General features: G+C 58.4%; 16 protein-coding genes. 9 read left to right on the top strand and 7 right to left on the bottom strand.

Annotated features, from left to right (window positions below):
• Positions 1 to 3: 3 nt before the first annotated feature.
• Complete coding sequence (locus WI26_RS22900) at positions 4 to 879, bottom strand: hypothetical protein (RefSeq protein WP_236849320.1); 876 nt, start codon at positions 877 to 879, stop codon at positions 4 to 6.
• A gap of 45 nt (positions 880 to 924) precedes the next feature.
• On the opposite strand from WI26_RS22900, the gene WI26_RS22895 reads away from it, so the two are divergent.
• Positions 925 to 1,668 (top strand): hypothetical protein, encoded by a 744-nt coding sequence (locus WI26_RS22895; RefSeq protein ID WP_069227291.1) that lies wholly within the window; start codon positions 925 to 927, stop codon positions 1,666 to 1,668.
• A gap of 3 nt (positions 1,669 to 1,671) precedes the next feature.
• Complete coding sequence (locus WI26_RS22890) at positions 1,672 to 2,400, top strand: hypothetical protein (RefSeq protein ID WP_155768807.1); 729 nt, start codon at positions 1,672 to 1,674, stop codon at positions 2,398 to 2,400.
• Positions 2,401 to 4,239: 1,839 nt separating this feature from the next.
• Here WI26_RS22890 and WI26_RS31640 read toward each other — a convergent pair.
• From WI26_RS31640 to WI26_RS31635, 4 genes are all read right to left on the bottom strand, one after another.
• On the bottom strand, positions 4,240 to 4,479 hold the full coding sequence (locus tag WI26_RS31640) for a helix-turn-helix transcriptional regulator (protein ID WP_081334329.1): 240 nt from the start codon (positions 4,477 to 4,479) through the stop codon (positions 4,240 to 4,242).
• 24 nt (positions 4,480 to 4,503) lie between these two features.
• Positions 4,504 to 5,328, bottom strand: a complete 825-nt coding sequence (locus WI26_RS22885) for a ParB/RepB/Spo0J family partition protein (RefSeq protein WP_069227289.1) — start codon at positions 5,326 to 5,328, stop codon at positions 4,504 to 4,506.
• Positions 5,329 to 5,929: 601 nt separating this feature from the next.
• Positions 5,930 to 6,052: a hypothetical protein gene (locus WI26_RS33265; RefSeq protein ID WP_257785595.1), complete on the bottom strand. Its 123-nt coding sequence runs from the start codon at positions 6,050 to 6,052 to the stop codon at positions 5,930 to 5,932.
• A 705-nt stretch (positions 6,053 to 6,757) separates the two neighbouring features.
• The gene (locus WI26_RS31635) at positions 6,758 to 7,156 is read right to left on the bottom strand and encodes a hypothetical protein (protein ID WP_081334328.1); all 399 of its coding nucleotides are present in this window, start codon (positions 7,154 to 7,156) and stop codon (positions 6,758 to 6,760) included.
• Between the two features lie 85 nt (positions 7,157 to 7,241).
• Between WI26_RS31635 and WI26_RS22870 the strand changes: the two genes are divergently transcribed.
• Both WI26_RS22870 and WI26_RS22865 read left to right on the top strand, forming a co-directional pair.
• Positions 7,242 to 7,490: a YdaS family helix-turn-helix protein gene (locus WI26_RS22870; RefSeq protein WP_069227286.1), complete on the top strand. Its 249-nt coding sequence runs from the start codon at positions 7,242 to 7,244 to the stop codon at positions 7,488 to 7,490.
• Between the two features lie 468 nt (positions 7,491 to 7,958).
• On the top strand, positions 7,959 to 8,480 hold the full coding sequence (locus WI26_RS22865) for a phage regulatory CII family protein (protein ID WP_069227285.1): 522 nt from the start codon (positions 7,959 to 7,961) through the stop codon (positions 8,478 to 8,480).
• Positions 8,481 to 8,519: 39 nt separating this feature from the next.
• Here WI26_RS22865 and WI26_RS22860 read toward each other — a convergent pair whose 3' ends face one another.
• A complete protein-coding gene (locus WI26_RS22860) occupies positions 8,520 to 8,867 on the bottom strand; it encodes a hypothetical protein (protein WP_069227284.1) in 348 nt (115 codons plus the stop codon).
• Between WI26_RS22860 and dnaB the strand changes: the two genes are divergently transcribed.
• Genes dnaB through WI26_RS22845 form a run of 3 tightly spaced genes read left to right on the top strand, consistent with a single transcriptional unit; the run spans position 8,866 to position 11,624 of the window.
• Positions 8,866 to 10,227: a replicative DNA helicase gene (gene dnaB, locus WI26_RS22855; protein ID WP_069227283.1), complete on the top strand. Its 1,362-nt coding sequence runs from the start codon at positions 8,866 to 8,868 to the stop codon at positions 10,225 to 10,227. The genes WI26_RS22860 and dnaB overlap by 2 nt on opposite strands.
• 2 nt (positions 10,228 to 10,229) lie before the next feature.
• A complete protein-coding gene (locus WI26_RS22850; protein ID WP_081334326.1) occupies positions 10,230 to 11,204 on the top strand; it encodes a helix-turn-helix domain-containing protein in 975 nt (324 codons plus the stop codon).
• Between the two features lie 12 nt (positions 11,205 to 11,216).
• On the top strand, positions 11,217 to 11,624 hold the full coding sequence (locus tag WI26_RS22845) for a hypothetical protein (RefSeq protein WP_069227282.1): 408 nt from the start codon (positions 11,217 to 11,219) through the stop codon (positions 11,622 to 11,624).
• A gap of 138 nt (positions 11,625 to 11,762) precedes the next feature.
• On the opposite strand, the gene WI26_RS22840 is transcribed toward WI26_RS22845, so the two are convergent.
• Positions 11,763 to 12,017, bottom strand: a complete 255-nt coding sequence (locus tag WI26_RS22840; protein ID WP_059540501.1) for a hypothetical protein — start codon at positions 12,015 to 12,017, stop codon at positions 11,763 to 11,765.
• A gap of 513 nt (positions 12,018 to 12,530) precedes the next feature.
• Here WI26_RS22840 and WI26_RS32380 point away from each other — a divergent pair.
• Both WI26_RS32380 and WI26_RS22825 read left to right on the top strand, forming a co-directional pair.
• Positions 12,531 to 13,100 carry a MarR family transcriptional regulator gene (locus WI26_RS32380; RefSeq protein ID WP_208604139.1) on the top strand — a complete coding sequence of 190 codons (570 nt, stop codon included), beginning with the start codon at positions 12,531 to 12,533 and terminating at the stop codon, positions 13,098 to 13,100.
• Positions 13,063 to 15,048: a phage terminase large subunit family protein gene (locus tag WI26_RS22825; protein ID WP_208604138.1), complete on the top strand. Its 1,986-nt coding sequence runs from the start codon at positions 13,063 to 13,065 to the stop codon at positions 15,046 to 15,048. Before WI26_RS32380 ends, WI26_RS22825 begins: the two co-directional genes overlap by 38 nt.
• Positions 15,049 to 15,056 lie beyond the last annotated feature (8 nt).

The following is a 15,056-nucleotide window of genomic DNA, read 5'->3' as shown; positions in this document are numbered from 1 at the left end:
GACTTATTTCTGCTTGCTCGCGGCACTCCAAAAATTTTCGGCTGCCTGTGATAGTTGATGATCGAGCGAATCCCATGCGAAGCCAGCATTGCGAACGATAAAACCGATGAGCTCAACAAGTCTTTGCATGCTTTCGATTGTTTCGCGCAGCTGTCCCCATTTTATTCCTAAAGCCGAGATGTCGAGAAGCTGGTATTTGTCTGCGACACAACGCACTTCGGTGTGAGCCGACAATTTGTCGCGCACGGTAAGAAAGCCATTCATCGATTCACTGGTCGAAAGCGTGGTCCATCCAGATCGCAGTTCCGTGTAATGTTCGGAGAACTGGTCCCGCCGCTCCAACCGCTCTTGTTTTTCCATGCGCCTCAGTGCGGCGACAATCTCGGGGTCGGTCTCCTCCTCAACCAACGGGAGTACCCATATCGAATACTGGTCCTCGAGCTTTTTTCGCAAATACTCGTCTTCGAGTTTTGCCACGATGTTTCGTATGCTTGGCGTGCGTTGGTCGTTGTCCAAAGTGAGCTTTGCAATGTCCTGCGCGCACGACAAAAACAGCGAGTGTCGAAGGATAAGGAACCCGCGCCCGCGTTCTCGTGTGCCGCGAAGCTCGATCGTGCCATGATCGAACAGCATAGGTTCGAGCATTGCATACCGCTCTTTTAGACCAATGAAGGCGTCGAGCAAGTGGGCAGCGTAGGCTTGTAATTTTTCAATCTGCGTTGGCATTGGGTTGCGAGGAAAGTACAAAGGAACACGTAGATGATCGCAACAATCGGGGACGCTTGCATAGAGTGAACATGGAAGTACGGACTCAAGTGTTGAATACTGTTGCTTCAGATCTGGATGTTCCCAACCCACCGCTCCCTTGCAGCCGGGCATGCTGGCACTCCATCGTGCTACGATCCACCCGGATCAGAGGACAAGATGAAATCATTTCGCACGATTGCCGAGGGATCTTTTTTCGTCACCGCGACATTTCTCGTTACGCTTGCCGTCGTGGTCGTGACCATCCATGCTTGGGGTTGGAATTCGGGGAATGTTGCTTCGTGGGTGCAGGCGGTGGGCTCAATCGCCGCGATCGTCGGCTCCTACTTCATCGGGGAGCGCCAGGCGAAAGCCTCGCTGGCTGCAACGCAGAAGGCACACCAGCTTGCCGAAGAGACTCGGCAAGCAGTGGAGGCGTTAGAAGAACGCGAACGGCGACAAGGAATGTATGCGGTAATTCTTGCGGCGCACACCCACACCGTGCAAATCAAAGAGGCGTTAAGCGACGAGTTCAACATCAAGATGTACTCGATTTACCACCCCTCGATCATTGACTCGATGATCGAGCTACTGTCGAGGCTCCCGATTCACACACTCGGCTCTGAGCGAGCGATTTCTGCGTTTGTCATCTACAGCGGCCAGTTCACATTCTTGAAAGGCGCAATGGCCGAATATCTGGCCGGCCCGTACACAGACGAGATCAACAAGAAGATTGCGGAACTGAAGAAGTACGCCTACGACGAAAAGTACAGCGACGATCTGATCTCAACTAAACGCGCCGTGTTGCGGAAGAATGTTGAGACACATATTGACCGCATCCAACTGGAGTTTCAGGTTCTTGACCAAGAAATCAGCCTGCTCAACCGTCGAAACTTTCTTGGCACACACCAGCAGCAAGCTTAGAACATGAGAGATTCCAAGATGCGGAGAGTAAGCGTTGCGGATTTGGTCGGTGCTTTCGCGATGTTTTCGGTGTCGGTGCTATTCGTGGCGTGGGCGCTCAAGGTTCTCGCTGAGACTGGCAACAGAGATGCGTGGAGCTGGAGCGCAATTGAGGCCATAGGCACATGGTTCGCCGGCGTTGGCACGTTAATGGCCGTCGTTGTCTCGCTGTACCTTGCCAGGCGCTCTGACCGAAAGGCAGATAGCAAGGACTATCTGCGCGGCCGAATGACCGCGCTGCGTTATATTGGAAAACTTGTCGAGGTCAAGTCTGAGCTGATCTTCTTTAAGACTTGGGCCGCAACCAAGTGTGCGGGCCTACGGCTCGTCGTTGATAGAGTAAGCGACGGTACGGTGATCCACCGCCTCGCGGCTTTGCAACTCGACGTACCGTTCGATGATCTGGTGATGCTTGCACCAATCGAACAAAATTTCGCCGAACGACTGCATCTACTGTCGTTGCAACTGAAAATATGCAGCGGCGACGCTGTGCCGCTCAAAAGCGTTATTGATCTCATCGACAGCCCGGACGGAGCCAAGGGTTCGGAAATCGAACAAGAATATCTGAAGCATCTCGAACAGCTTTCGGCAACATTGATATTACACACCGACGACGCGCTAGCGCTACTTGATCCGCTGCTCGAGAGGTGCGGGAAATTCGCCTACACACCTAAGCACTCGCCTTACAGATAGCGCCACTTCGCACCGTCGTGCAAAAGAAAAGCTCGCCCGAGTGGCTGTTGCATCGACCGGTTGAATCCACCGTCGATCTACGCCGGTCGCGCGTCGCAGGGCGGCGGCCGGCCGCGTTCGGCCAGAAACGATAGCTCGACATCGCGCTCACATTGTCAGTCCGGTGGCGGCCACGCATCAAACTGCGGACTTTCGGGCTGAAAGCTATCTACTCAGGGCGGAGGCTAGTCACGCAGGCGGTATCAAGGCATTCCGACGTGATCCTGCATGACGTGCGTGCAAGTGCACACGGTGTCGTTCCAACTCGAGGCACAGAAATCTTGGCAGTTGCATTGCGTGCATGGATGCGCTCCCAGACGCGTCTCTTCCTCAGCCTTCTCATCGTCGTAAATCGTATCGTTCGTTTTACTCTCCGGTAGTAGTGCAAACATGGCGATTTCCTCCATATCATGAGTTGTGGCGGCTGGAGTGGCACCTATGACCTAGCTTAGGCGATCGTCACTTCTTTAATCGTTCAGAGAAATACGGAGTGCGGCCTGGTACACGTATGACCTTGAAACTTGGTGGAAAATCGCATTCACTTGGCCAAAGAGCCAGAAAAGAGGAGGCGAATGTGATCTCTCCGTCAAAACTTCTCAGATGCTGCATTGCCGCATTGGTCTTTTTGGAGTTGCAGCCGACCTTCGCGCAGGACGTATCTAACCTCCCCTCAATATCGGGCGGTGACATCAATGCCACTACGCATGGCATCTGGAGCGTTCAGGCGAGAATTCCTAACTATAAATCAGCTGTTATTCGTTTCTTTGGGGTGTGGTACATCTACGGCCCTAGCGATAATCGTCCGAGCGGTGCTGGCGGTCAGATCGGCGTGCCGGCGGCAGGCGACTGGCCTGCTCCTCACGCTGCTGAGGGCTGCGTTATTGTGCGTGTGGATAGCAAAAACTTCGGGTGTCCTACTGCAAAGGACCAGCTCGCTGATTCAGTCTCCCGTCACCCATGGGAGAAACCACCGATCTTCCAGATGGTTGTGCCAGGGCCCGGGAATATCACCTTTCAAGTAAATGACAACAACGTCGACGACAATCGCGGAGCTATCCACTTTGAGGTCTTTCTCGCGGATTGCAGCACTTGCCGGCCGCCTCCACCTCCACCTCCACCTCCACCTCCACAAAAGGCCAACCCAAGCAATGGTGTGGTCAACAACAATTGTCAAGTTGGAACGCCCGGCTTGACCGGTGCCTGTGATCTGGGGGGGGCCTGGGTGACCGACAGGAAGGCCTACTGCAAAACCAATTGTCCCGCTGGGCAGCACGGTTTCTGCTCACCGTTCAAATGCGAGAGCGGCCATGAGCAGGATGCTATATGTGGATGCGCGGCTCCCGCTGGCCCAGGGGTTATCGTATCGATCCCGCTTGGGCAATAATGGTTAACCGACGCAAGTCAGACTGCGCCTTGGAACGGACGCGATAACCTACGTCCGCCGACGAAACTAACATACGAACGACTGCTGTGCCCTTGGAAACGGACATCGTGTGAGGTCGTAGACAATCGACCGTAGTGGGTCGGCATCCGCCGGCCGCCCCCGGCGGTTGGCGGCCAGCAAGCGACATTCGCTTGAGCCGCAGGTCCGACAATCGGACGTCGGCTTCGCTCCAGTTAACTAACCCTGTATTCCAGCGGATGCCTCGCGGCGCTGCCAATTTTGAGCGTTGAGCGACCGCTTCTCGAATCACAATTCGTAGCGTTGACGGGTTGAATCCGCAGTTCGATGACGGCCCTTGATAAAGTGACGGTGACGCCACCTCAGGCCTGATCTGACGCTGGCTGACAGATCAGGTCTTAGCTTACGCAAATCTTGCGACGTCTGTTGCCGTGACCGGTATTGGGCGGAGGTGGCAGATCTGACACCGGACACGCCTCCGCCCATGTTTCGATCTCGCGCGTCAACCACGCGACGCGCCGATCGGACAGGAGGCGCGGCTTTGGGAATTTGTGCTCGCGCACGAGTTTCTGGATAGTGGCTTCGGATAACGACACTGCGGTGGCAACGGCAGGCAGGTCGAGATAAATCGGTTTCATTGATCCTCCTGGCTGGTGCACCGCTCAGTCAAGTATCGGCATAACGCGATCAGCCGCCTCGCGGTCGCTTTCAATGCCAAGAACCCAGCGAAGGGCGGCAGCACGTTCGCCGGTACTGTTCTGCAGCTCGGTACTGATCTGTTTGCGGGTTTTCATTCGCGGCCCTTCGTGTCCCATCAATTCGCGCTGAGCGCGAGACTTTTCGTGCCCCTTCTTCGTGTCGGCTACGTTGACGAGCTCGCGTACCTTTTCTCGCTGTGCATCCGGCTTGAGGCGCGCCAATTTGACCGCGTGCGTCACGGGAACCTTGCCGCAATCGACGGCTTTCTGTACGTCCGCGCAGCACTCGAGTAAGGCGAGTGTCGAGCGCACGGTTGCAACTTTGCAGTTGAAAATCATCGCGACCTGATCTTCACCACGGCCGAGTGCCATCAGCTGCCGCATCTTCTCGGCGCGGCCGAGCGGCGTGTCTGCGCGGCGGTGTTCGTTTTCGCTGACGATTGCATCGAGGGCATGCTCGCGCTTGCCTTTGAAAACGACCGCCGGAACCTGGCGAGGCGGGGCGCCACGCTCTTTGCGCCATGTATTCGCGAGTCGACAGGCTTTGACACGCTGCCGGCCGAGTACGACTTCAACTTCGCCGGTCTCGGGATTCTTCGAAATCTCGATCGGGGTTGTGATGCCTTGATAATCGATGTTGTGCGCCATCATTTCGTCGGCAGGCAGATGAACTCGATCGTCGTAAAGCGGGGACGTCTTGTCCGTTACCAGTACCAAGTTTTCCGGATCGAAATACAGCAGATTCGTTTTGCCGGCAGCGCCATAGGCATCGAGTGAATTTTTCGCCATGGTTATTTATCGATTCTAGGATTGGTGGAATTCGTGGTGTTCGGGACCGGTGCTGCCGCGACTATTGAGAACCAGTAGCCGGCGCAGTCACTGAGCATGAGTGTCGTGTTCCCGCGATTGATCTAGTGGCTCACGAGGTATCGGCGTCAGTCGCGCGCGCGACGACCAGGCAAGCGCTCGTAACGGTCGGGGTGTCGCCGTAGGCATTGGCATGTCGCGCAATGCGTGCAGAGGACGTGGCAGTGGGGCATCGATCAGTCCTCAGCGTCGCCGGCTCGCAGGCGCTTAATGTCCACGCGAGCAACTGCGCGGCGTTGCTCTCGTGACTCGCGGGCTCGCGCCGACGACTCCAGCATCTTGCGGACGCTTTCGAGTCGGATCGCGGTGTCGAAATCGCCGCGCATGTGAAGCAATTGCCATTCGACACGGAGCAAGTGCGCAGGCAGGTGAGCTTTCCGCATGATTGGCTCACGTTTGATAGGTGCCCGTGCTCGGTGCGTCGGTCGGTTCGCCGGCGTAGGTCCACGCAACACAACCGATGCCGACAGCGAGCCAGAGCAGCACGATTTTCCAGAGGGGCATGGGGTTATTCATGCTCACCTCAAAGACGGGAATCCGGGGCGATAGCGCTGGCTATCAGATAGAGCGCTGCGAGCGCAACCAATGGGTGCCAGTCCCGTTTGTGGATCAGGATGCGTTGACCGAGAGCGGTGAGCGTCGTCATGGCGTCAGTCCTGGACGCGCTGCACGTCTGTGACGCATGCGCAGCCGGTGATGTGCCGCGCAAGTTGCGCAGCAGATGCAGCGTTGGCTGCAAAGAGTTGAACGAACGGCGCGAGAGGCGACGGTTCGTCGCCTTTCATCAGGTAGTAGCAGCGATAAGTGCGCATAACGCCTCCGGCAAATCCATCGGGTGGTGCAGTCAATCCAACTGCGATGGAATGGACTTTAGCGAAACGCAAAATGAATGTCTATAGCGTAACGCGAAAATTCGCGGCGAATTTGTAACGCGCTCGACGCCGCTTCATGTCAATCCTCGGGGCGACGCAAAAGGGTGCGTCGTCGTTGGAGAGTTCCTGACAAAACTGACAGTTGTTGAAAGGCGTCGGTATTGTTGGCTAAACTACTGTATGAACATACAGTATTTCGATGCTGGTGCAGATGAGGGCGGCTGATGAATGACGAATCGACGAAGTGCCTGCGGTGCAGGCCGGGGGATGTGGCGCGAGTCGTGCGCTCGCCGAACGAGGCCTTGGTCGGGCGTATCGTTGAGGTGGTGCGGTTATATCGCGATGGGAGGTGGGAGTGCGAGCTCGTGGGGGCGCCGGTAATTGGTTTTGCCGACGATGGTGCTGGCTTGATTCTTACCCGTGACTGGCTGTTTCCCGACTGTTGCCTTGAGCCGCGGCCCAAATATCAGCGCGAGGCGCTATCCGCCCTTACCGAAGCGTTTGTTGCCTGAGGGAACGGCGGAGGCGGCAACCGGTTGCGTCAGGAGCCATCCAATAAATGACTCAACCTGCGTACGCTGGCTCTGATTCAGTTGATCCCATCCGGCAGGGGCCGCGGTCGACGAGTTTGCTGATGCTGTTGCCGCGTGGTCTGTATCTAGCCAGCCAGTCGGCTTTCCAACGTTTTTCTCGATTTTGCGCGCGGTCTGCGCACGCATGCCGCGAGCCTTGCCAGTCTTCGAGTCTTTGGCGCCGTCTCGGAGGTTGGTGAATTGAGAGTGGGACATGCCGATCGCGGCAGCGGCGGCAGCTGGTCCACCGTGCTCAGCCTCGATGAGCTTCAGGTTGTCGCGGCGAATTTGGTCTATGTCCTTCATGTGCTCAATTCAATAGCAAAACGCTAAAGGCGTATATGCGCGAAACGCTATAGACAAGTCTTTTGCGTTTCGCTAAAGTCATGCCATGGACCTCAGAACCTATCTCGATGCCGAGCGCGGCCGGCTCGTCAAATTGGCCACCGCCATTGACGCACATGCGTCGGACGTCAGCGCGTGGGCGAACAAGAAGAGGCCGGTGCCGATTCCTTTTGGGTGGCCGATTGAGCGAGAAACCGCTGGACTCGTCCGGAGGGTCGATCTGTTCCCAGCGGAGGTGATTCCCGACATCTGGCCGGAGCTCGCTCAACAGGCCGATGTGACATTAATCGGTTGAAAAAATGAATAAATGGTCTCTGCTTCGGTACGTGCTCATGCATTGCCGTAGCCCGATCGCGCGACTGGCGTACCGGCATAACGTGCGATGGGTTGATTGGCTGCAAGAGGCGTACATGCGCCGGCTGGTTCACACTGACCGCGAACCCGACTGGGAAATCGGTCCAGACGGGCGCGTTAATCCCCGTCATCAAGAGGTAGCAATCCCACCTTCTTGGCTTGCTTATCGACGTCGTAATAGTCAAGTTTCATCGGCCGACGGCACTCCGGGCACCAAACAGGAGGATCCAGGCGACCGCTGAGCGCTCTTTCAATAGTCTCCTGCCGCACGAATCCGCATTTTTTGCAGCGGAAGTCGTAGGGGTGGTTCGTTTCCATAATTTTCGACTTCGTTGATTGAGTGACGGGAATGGTATTCGATCCGTCGTGTGGTTAACAGCATGAAAAACGGTGAAATTCAAGGGAAAAAATGGCTCACCAATACAGTCAAACCGCATGGATCGACGTGCTGTACACATCGGTGCTGAATACGCCGGGTAAGGTCGAAGATGCCGCACGGTACTTGACCGAGCGGCGTGGTGTGCGAATCACGGGAGAGGCGCTCCGATTGAAATTGCGCGAAGTCGAGGGTGCACGGCTGTCGGGCGAAATGTTCGAGCTGCTCGTCGAATGGATGCTCGAAAAGAACCAGCCGCACGCGATGGATGCTGTCCACGCATTTAACGGTCGGTTCGGTTTGGTGGCGGTGAGCGCAGACCGTGGTGAAGTGCCGAGCTGCATCAATGCACTGGTCGAATCGGTGCTCTCCGTAAATACAAAGGCTGGCGGACTGGCCGATGAGGTCCGGCGCGCGGTCAGTGATGGCGTGATTGAGCGGCGAGAAGCGGAGTCAATCGAAAAGGTTGGGCGCGCAGCGCAGCGCCGTATCGAAGAAACGATTCAGATTGCGCGGCGGGCAGGCCAATTTCGCGCCAGGCGGCGTCGTGACTGATCAGTGCCGCCTGATTGCTCGATCGCGCGGCCCGCCGCGTTACTGGATTGCATCACCTGCACTTTGGGCGCGCGCTCGATACACGTCGAGTGCCTGAGCAAATTGACGGGCTTCTTCTTCGTTATCGAATGCCCCGAGTATTTGACCGTTCCCGAAGAGGCGGTTGTTTGCAAACGCCGACTGCGTGTATGCGATCGTGCGCGAAAGACGGTCGACGGAGATAGTGAATTCCGCGCGAGATTTGAAGTTGTCAATCGCAACTACCCAAATACCGCGCAACTTCTCCGGGACGCCATCCCTTTCCTCGAAATCTTGAGAAGAGAAAACATCATCAACATCGAAATCGATGTCGGTGAGGGGCTCGCTTTTTCCCCGGAATTCAGACATGGGTAATCAAACTCCTTCCGAAAACGTTGCCTCAATCAGCTCGATCGAAGCCGAGCAATCCGTGCTCGGCGCGATTCTGCTGGATAGCGAGGCCTATGACATCGCGGCATCGATTATATCGCCGGATGATTTTACGACGCGCGAAAACCGTCTGATTTTCGAGGCGTTCGGCGCGATGCTGTCCGCAGGCATTGCCGTCGACGTCGTTACGGTCTTCGATCATTTGCAGACGGCTGGCGCGAAGATCAAAGAGCCGCTTCGATACCTTAACGAGTTGGCGCAGTCTACGCCGGGCGCGTCAAACGTAGCTCGGTACGCGGAGATTGTGCGCGGCCGATCGATTCGACGCGCATTGTCGAGGGTAGGTGCCAAGCTGATCGATCTCGCCCATAACACCGGTGGCCGTGATATCGCGACACTGGTCGACGAAGCTCAGCAGTCAATCCTCGCGCTGTCGGACAACGCGAGGCGAAACGATGCCGGGTTTGTTCCGCTAAATTCGGTGCTGTTTCGCGTAATGGAGCGAGTCGACGAATTGAGTCAACGCGAGGACAGCTCCGAAGTCACGGGAATCCCGACCGGATTCACGGATCTCGACGCGCGCACGACTGGAATGCAGCCTGGTGAACTGTGGATTGTCGGCGGACGCCCGTCGATGGGGAAAACCTCGCTGGCGATGAACATTGCGGAGAATGCGGCACGTTTGTCCGAGAAGCCTGCAATGGTCGTCTCGCTCGAAATGCCGAACGAACAACTCGGCGTCCGCCTGGTCGCGTCGACGGGGCGATTGAACCAGCATCGCTTCCGCGTCGGAAAGATTTCGGACGAAGAGTGGCCGCGAGTCACCCATGCAGTGACGCAGCTGTCGAGCACGCCAATCTATTTGCTCGAGGAGTCGATGCTCACGCCGAGTGCCTTGCGCACGCATTTGCGGCGGGCGCAGCGTGAGGTCGGTGGGGAGTTTGGCTTGATAGTGGTCGATTACCTTCAGTTGATGTACTCGGACCGAGCTGGAAATGAAGTGCGCGCCGTTGAGGTAGCCGAAATATCCCGAGCGCTGAAAAATATCGCGACGGATTTTAAGGTGCCTGTCCTCGCGCTCTCGCAGCTCAATCGAGGCCTCGAAAACCGTCCGAACAAGCGCCCCGTCATGGCCGATTTGCGCGAGTCCGGCTCGATCGAGCAGGACGCGGACGTGATCATGTTTGTCTACCGCGATGAGGTCTATAACCCCGACACCGCAGATCGCGGTACGGCCGAGGCAATCATCGCGAAGCAGCGCAACGGCCCGCTTGGCACTATCCGACTGACTTTCAATGCGAGCGCGACTCGCTTCGAAAACTTCATTGCAGAGCATTAATCATGTCGACAGCAGTCACGATGTACCAGTGGCGCCGCGCAATGGCAAAAAGCGAATTGCCGGGCCTGACCAAGCTTGTGCTGCACACCCTGGCTGATTTCACGAACGAGTTCGGCCAAGCGTGCTGGCCAGCGTTGGACACAATCGCCGAACGTGCCGGCATCGCGGTTCGGACCGCGAGCAAGCACCTCCAAATCGCGCGGCTTGAAGGCTGGCTGGATAGCTGGAAGTCTCGCCGGCCGGATCGGCGTTGGGCACACAGCCATTATCGGCTGATGGTGCCAGAGAATTGCCTTGGCGAATCGCACGGCAACGCGGACGAGTTGATGGCACGTAATGCCACTGATGTTCCGGCATCGTCGGCACCGGGTGCCGATGTAAGCGCCGGCGTCCAGGCCGAAAGCGGGTACCGAGACGAGTCGGAAAGTTACTGGCACGAGACGCCAACTAATAACCCAATGAATGGAGAAACAAAAGATACATCTCTCTCTCATACCTCGGAGGTATACCCGGGAGCAGCGAGCGAGAGAGGTGAGGATTTGCAGGAGAGCGATGCAGCAGAGTTGGCTGCCTGGATGCGCGATCGCGTGAAGGCGATCGATCCGGAGTGCGACGAGCCGAACCTGCGCAGCTGGGTCTGCGAGATTAAGCGCATGCGCGCGGACGACGGGCGTGACGAACGGGCGATGGTTCGGTTGTTTGCGTGGGCGCTCCGGGACAAGTTTTGGAAGCGGATCATCACGTCGCCGCATCGGCTGCGCAAGCATTGGGCCGAGGTGCGGCGACGTCGCAACGCGGCGCTCGAGCAGACTGCGTCGACGACCAGCGTCGGCTCTGCGACGCCTGCAGTTGATGATCGGCTTTGCGCACACGTCGATGCGAACGGCAGTCGCTGCATTCATGTCGCGACGATTCTCGGTATCGGCGCGGCACGCCGAGGATATTGCCGGCACCACGTCGGCTACTACGAAGATTGAGGCGGGGAAACCATGGCGATCGAAAAGAGATTGGAGAATTGGGCTCGGGCGCAGCGCAATGGTGCGGGTGGGGACGGAGGTCGGGATTCACTCATCGCGACCATCTACTTTCCAACGGTACCGGGCCGCTCGGTGGACACGACGATTGATCTCGAAGATGCGAACCGTGTTGAGGCTGCGGTGCGCAAGCTCATGCCGCTCGACCGCAAGGTGCTGCAGATGCACTACGTCTGGCGTAAGCCGCCGTTCGTGATCTGCCGGCGGCTCGGGCTCAAGGTGCGGCCGACGACTATCTTCGATTTCGCTCTGGCTCATGCGAAACGTGCAGTCGAGGAAAAGCTGGTGCAGCCGCCTCCGCGCTACGTTTCCGTTCAGACGATCATCGATACGATTGCGGAAGGTATTGCGGAATCGAAATAGCTGCTCTACACTTCGTTCCACAATTTGATCCGGTGAGTTTTACCGAGTGCGTGCGGCCTTTGCCGGACCGCTGCTCGCCCGGAAGAATCACGAAGCCCTGAGCGCGAAAGCCCTCGGGGCTTTTTGCTTGCTGAACAATCACGAAACTTCGACAGTACAGCCAGTCTTGTCCACCGTGAGTTCGATGACGGAGTCCGTTGCCGCGATATCGATGGTGTCGGTGGCCGATGCACCTTGGTATTTTGTGATGGTGATGGTGTGCGTGCCGACCGGTACGTCCAGTTCGGTGCCAAGTGCATCACCGTTGTCACCCCATCGGCGAGTGGCGACGGTTGCTGATTTGAAGTTCTCTTTGTCATCGCCGCCCGCGAGAACGAGTTTGATCTGTGGCATAGCAGCTCCTTAAATTGGTTGCGAATCAGTAAGCCGGAATACGCATCGATTGCGTATCCGACTAGTAGCAAGTTAATCGAGCGACGACGAACCGCGAATATGCCGTTCGTCCTCCATCGCGCAATATGACAGTCGGCACGGGCAACCGTGGTCACCGGCGCGGTCTATGTACGAATCCAAAGCCCTGAGTGCGAAAGCCCTCGGGGCTTTTTGCTTTGAGGCGCTGAAATGCGAATCGAGTCGACGAGCGCTGGGCCGAGCGAAGTCTGGTCAACGTGGGATGAAGATCGAAGCATGGGGCGCGTTACCGCGCGGTGCTTCGTGTTTGACGATGCGATGGACCGTGTCGTGTGGGCGATGGACCGGGCCGGTGACAGGGCTATCGCGGATGTCGCGACGGGCGCGGGCCTGCCCATTTTTTGAGCAGACGGGGACCCTGTAGGCGACCCGACATGCGGGGGCTCAGACCCGCGCTTTTTCTCTACTGTCGAATCTCCATAGGGGGTCATATTCATGCCGACCCAACAACAGATCGCCGAGCATCTCGACCTCGACCAGTCGGCCGTTTCGCGGTTCGTCGACAAGGTCCAGCTCGACTATCGCGAGGCGACGCTCGATGCGATCCGCATCGCGTATATCCGGCACCTGCGGGAGATGGCTGCGGGCCGCGCGAGCGGCACCGGCATCGATCTGGTTGCTGAACGCGCGAAGACCGAGATCGTCGAGCGCGAGATCAAGCTGCTGACGCTGGCCGAGAAGAAAGGCCAGCTCGTGAACGTCGCGCAGCTGGAACAGGCGTTCGGCCAGATGGTCGGCGCATTTCAAACGGAACTGCTGGCGCTGCCCGACAAGCTGGTGCAGGAGCTGCGCGCACTCTACGACGTCGAGGTCGACGTCGAGTGGTTGAACGAGCATATGTATGGATGCCTTGAGCAGCTATCTCAATACGATCCAGACCGTCCACGCGGTGATCCGACGGATCGCGCAGCTGCTGCGCCCGCCGGAGAGGATTGGCACGACGGATTGGGCGCGTCAGTACCGGCGCATGAGTGCGAAGGCGACCGCGAGTCCCGGCCGCTATAACCCGAACATCACGCCGTGGGTGTTCGGCATGCATGCTGCGCTCGACGATCCTCGCGTGCAGAAGGTCGTCTGCATGAAGTCGGCGCAGGTCGCGTGGACCGACGGCGTACTGTTGAACTACATCGGCCGGCGCATCGACGTCGATCCATGCCCGATGATTGTGATGTTCGCGAAAGAGAAGTCCGCGAAGAAGTTCAACCTGGAGAAGTTCGAGCCGATGGTCGAGGTTACACCGCGCCTCGCTTCGAAGGTGCCGGTGCACGCCGGCCGCGACAAGAACAACCTGTGGGATCACAAGACATTCCCACGCGGCTTTCTGAAGTTCATCACGTCGAACGCGCCGGACGATGTGAAGTCGACACCGGCCCCGGTCGTCGCGGTCGAGGAGCCGGACGACGCGAACACCAACGTGCGCGATCAGGGCGATTCGATCACGCTGCTCGAGGAGCGCAACAAGAGTTATTCGGACAGCCGCCGCAAGGTGATTTTCGGCGGCACGCCGACAGTCGACGGCTTCTCGCGGATCCAGCAGGCGTTCGAGTCGTCGGATCAGCGCGTCTATCTGGTGCCGTGTCCGGACTGCGGTGAAGAGCATGAGCTTGCGTGGGAGAACGTGACCTGGTCGGAGGGGGCCGAGGTCGAGCACGAGGTGTTCGGCCGGGCGCAGCCCGAGACCGCGCGTTACACGTGTCCGCACTGCGGCAGCCTATGGGACGACAACGCCCGTATTCGCGCAGTGCGACGCGGCCGGTGGGTCGCGACCGCGCCGTTCTACGGTGTGGCCGGCTTCCGGCTGAACGAGCTGGTGTCGCCGTTTCCCGGATCGCGCATGGGCGAACTGGTCAAGAAGTGGCTGACCGCAGAGCGGGCGCTGCGTGCGGGTGACGACACGAAGATGCGCTCGTTCGTGAACAACACGCAGGGCCGACCGTACAAGTACAAGTCGGATCTGCCGGAGCTGGACCTGCTGGCCGAGCGGGCGCTGCCGTATGCGCCGTTCAGCGTGCCATCGCGTGGCCTGCTGCTCACGATCGGCGTCGACGTCCAGCACGATCGCATCGCGGTCGTCATCCGTGCGTGGGGCCGGGGCGAGGAAAGCTGGCTGGTGTTGTGGGACGAGTTGCACGGCAACGTACTGGAGCAGGGCGAGAATCCGCTGACCGGCGGCGTATGGGGCGCTCTGACCGAACTGCTGACGCAGGCATACCGACACGAATCCGGCGGGCTTGCCCGGATTCGTGCGGCATCGATCGACTCGTCGGACGGCTCGACGTCGGACGCCGTGTACAAATATGTGCGGGCCGCTCAGCGGGCCGGACTGAACGTGATGGCGATCAAGGGCAGTACCGATGTCGGTGCGGAGATTTTCAGCGTGCCGAAGGCGTCGATCGACTCGACGCGCAACAACAGCAAGGCCGCGAAATACGGCCTGCGTCCATTCATGGTTGGTGTCAGCAAGGCGAAAGACCTGATTCTCGACAACCGGCTGAAGCTGGACGGCGACGGGCCGGGGCGGATGCACTGGTACGTCGGCGTACGTTCCGACTACCTCACGCAGGTCACGGCCGAAGTGAAGGTGCCGGGGCGCGTCGGCGGCAAGCGCGTCTGGCAGAAGAAGGCCGGCGCACGTAACGAAGCGCTCGACTGCGAAGCGTACGCGCTGCATGCGGCGCGTAGCCTCAAGACGCACCTCCTCACCGAGCAGCACTGGTTGCTGGAACAGCACCGCATATCGCAGGTGACGTTGTTCGACGCGGCACCGGTGATCGAGGCGTTGCCGCTCGCACGACCGTTCGAGCAGCCGCCGGATCCACCGGACGAATCGCCCGCCGAGCCGACCTCGGTCGTCACGACGGCACCGAAACCAATCGAAACCCCGCCACCGAGCGGGGTTTCGCGCATTCAGGGCCGGCGTGTCGGTCGCTCGACGTACCTGAAACGCCGATAGGAGAAACA

Origin of the sequence: Burkholderia diffusa, assembly GCF_001718315.1 — a bacterium.
Classification (GTDB): domain Bacteria; phylum Pseudomonadota; class Gammaproteobacteria; order Burkholderiales; family Burkholderiaceae; genus Burkholderia; species Burkholderia diffusa_B.
This window is presented reverse-complemented; position numbering and strand designations above follow the sequence as displayed.

What these genes read in the sequence shown, in the direction of transcription:
- WI26_RS22900 (WP_236849320.1), bottom strand. Translation starts at nt 879, where the DNA reads ATGCCCGGCTGCAAGGGAGCGGTGGGTTGGGAACATCCAGATCTGAAG.
- WI26_RS22895 (WP_069227291.1), top strand. Translation starts at nt 925, where the DNA reads ATGAAATCATTTCGCACGATTGCCGAGGGATCTTTTTTCGTCACCGCG.
- WI26_RS22890 (WP_155768807.1), top strand. Translation starts at nt 1,672, where the DNA reads ATGAGAGATTCCAAGATGCGGAGAGTAAGCGTTGCGGATTTGGTCGGT.
- WI26_RS31640 (WP_081334329.1), bottom strand. Translation starts at nt 4,479, where the DNA reads ATGAAACCGATTTATCTCGACCTGCCTGCCGTTGCCACCGCAGTGTCG.
- WI26_RS22885 (WP_069227289.1), bottom strand. Translation starts at nt 5,328, where the DNA reads ATGGCGAAAAATTCACTCGATGCCTATGGCGCTGCCGGCAAAACGAAT.
- WI26_RS33265 (WP_257785595.1), bottom strand. Translation starts at nt 6,052, where the DNA reads ATGACGACGCTCACCGCTCTCGGTCAACGCATCCTGATCCACAAACGG.
- WI26_RS31635 (WP_081334328.1), bottom strand. Translation starts at nt 7,156, where the DNA reads ATGAAGGACATAGACCAAATTCGCCGCGACAACCTGAAGCTCATCGAG.
- WI26_RS22870 (WP_069227286.1), top strand. Translation starts at nt 7,242, where the DNA reads ATGGACCTCAGAACCTATCTCGATGCCGAGCGCGGCCGGCTCGTCAAA.
- WI26_RS22865 (WP_069227285.1), top strand. Translation starts at nt 7,959, where the DNA reads ATGGCTCACCAATACAGTCAAACCGCATGGATCGACGTGCTGTACACA.
- dnaB (WP_069227283.1), top strand. Translation starts at nt 8,866, where the DNA reads ATGGGTAATCAAACTCCTTCCGAAAACGTTGCCTCAATCAGCTCGATC.
- WI26_RS22860 (WP_069227284.1), bottom strand. Translation starts at nt 8,867, where the DNA reads ATGTCTGAATTCCGGGGAAAAAGCGAGCCCCTCACCGACATCGATTTC.
- WI26_RS22850 (WP_081334326.1), top strand. Translation starts at nt 10,230, where the DNA reads ATGTCGACAGCAGTCACGATGTACCAGTGGCGCCGCGCAATGGCAAAA.
- WI26_RS22845 (WP_069227282.1), top strand. Translation starts at nt 11,217, where the DNA reads ATGGCGATCGAAAAGAGATTGGAGAATTGGGCTCGGGCGCAGCGCAAT.
- WI26_RS22840 (WP_059540501.1), bottom strand. Translation starts at nt 12,017, where the DNA reads ATGCCACAGATCAAACTCGTTCTCGCGGGCGGCGATGACAAAGAGAAC.
- WI26_RS32380 (WP_208604139.1), top strand. Translation starts at nt 12,531, where the DNA reads ATGCCGACCCAACAACAGATCGCCGAGCATCTCGACCTCGACCAGTCG.
- WI26_RS22825 (WP_208604138.1), top strand. Translation starts at nt 13,063, where the DNA reads ATGAGTGCGAAGGCGACCGCGAGTCCCGGCCGCTATAACCCGAACATC.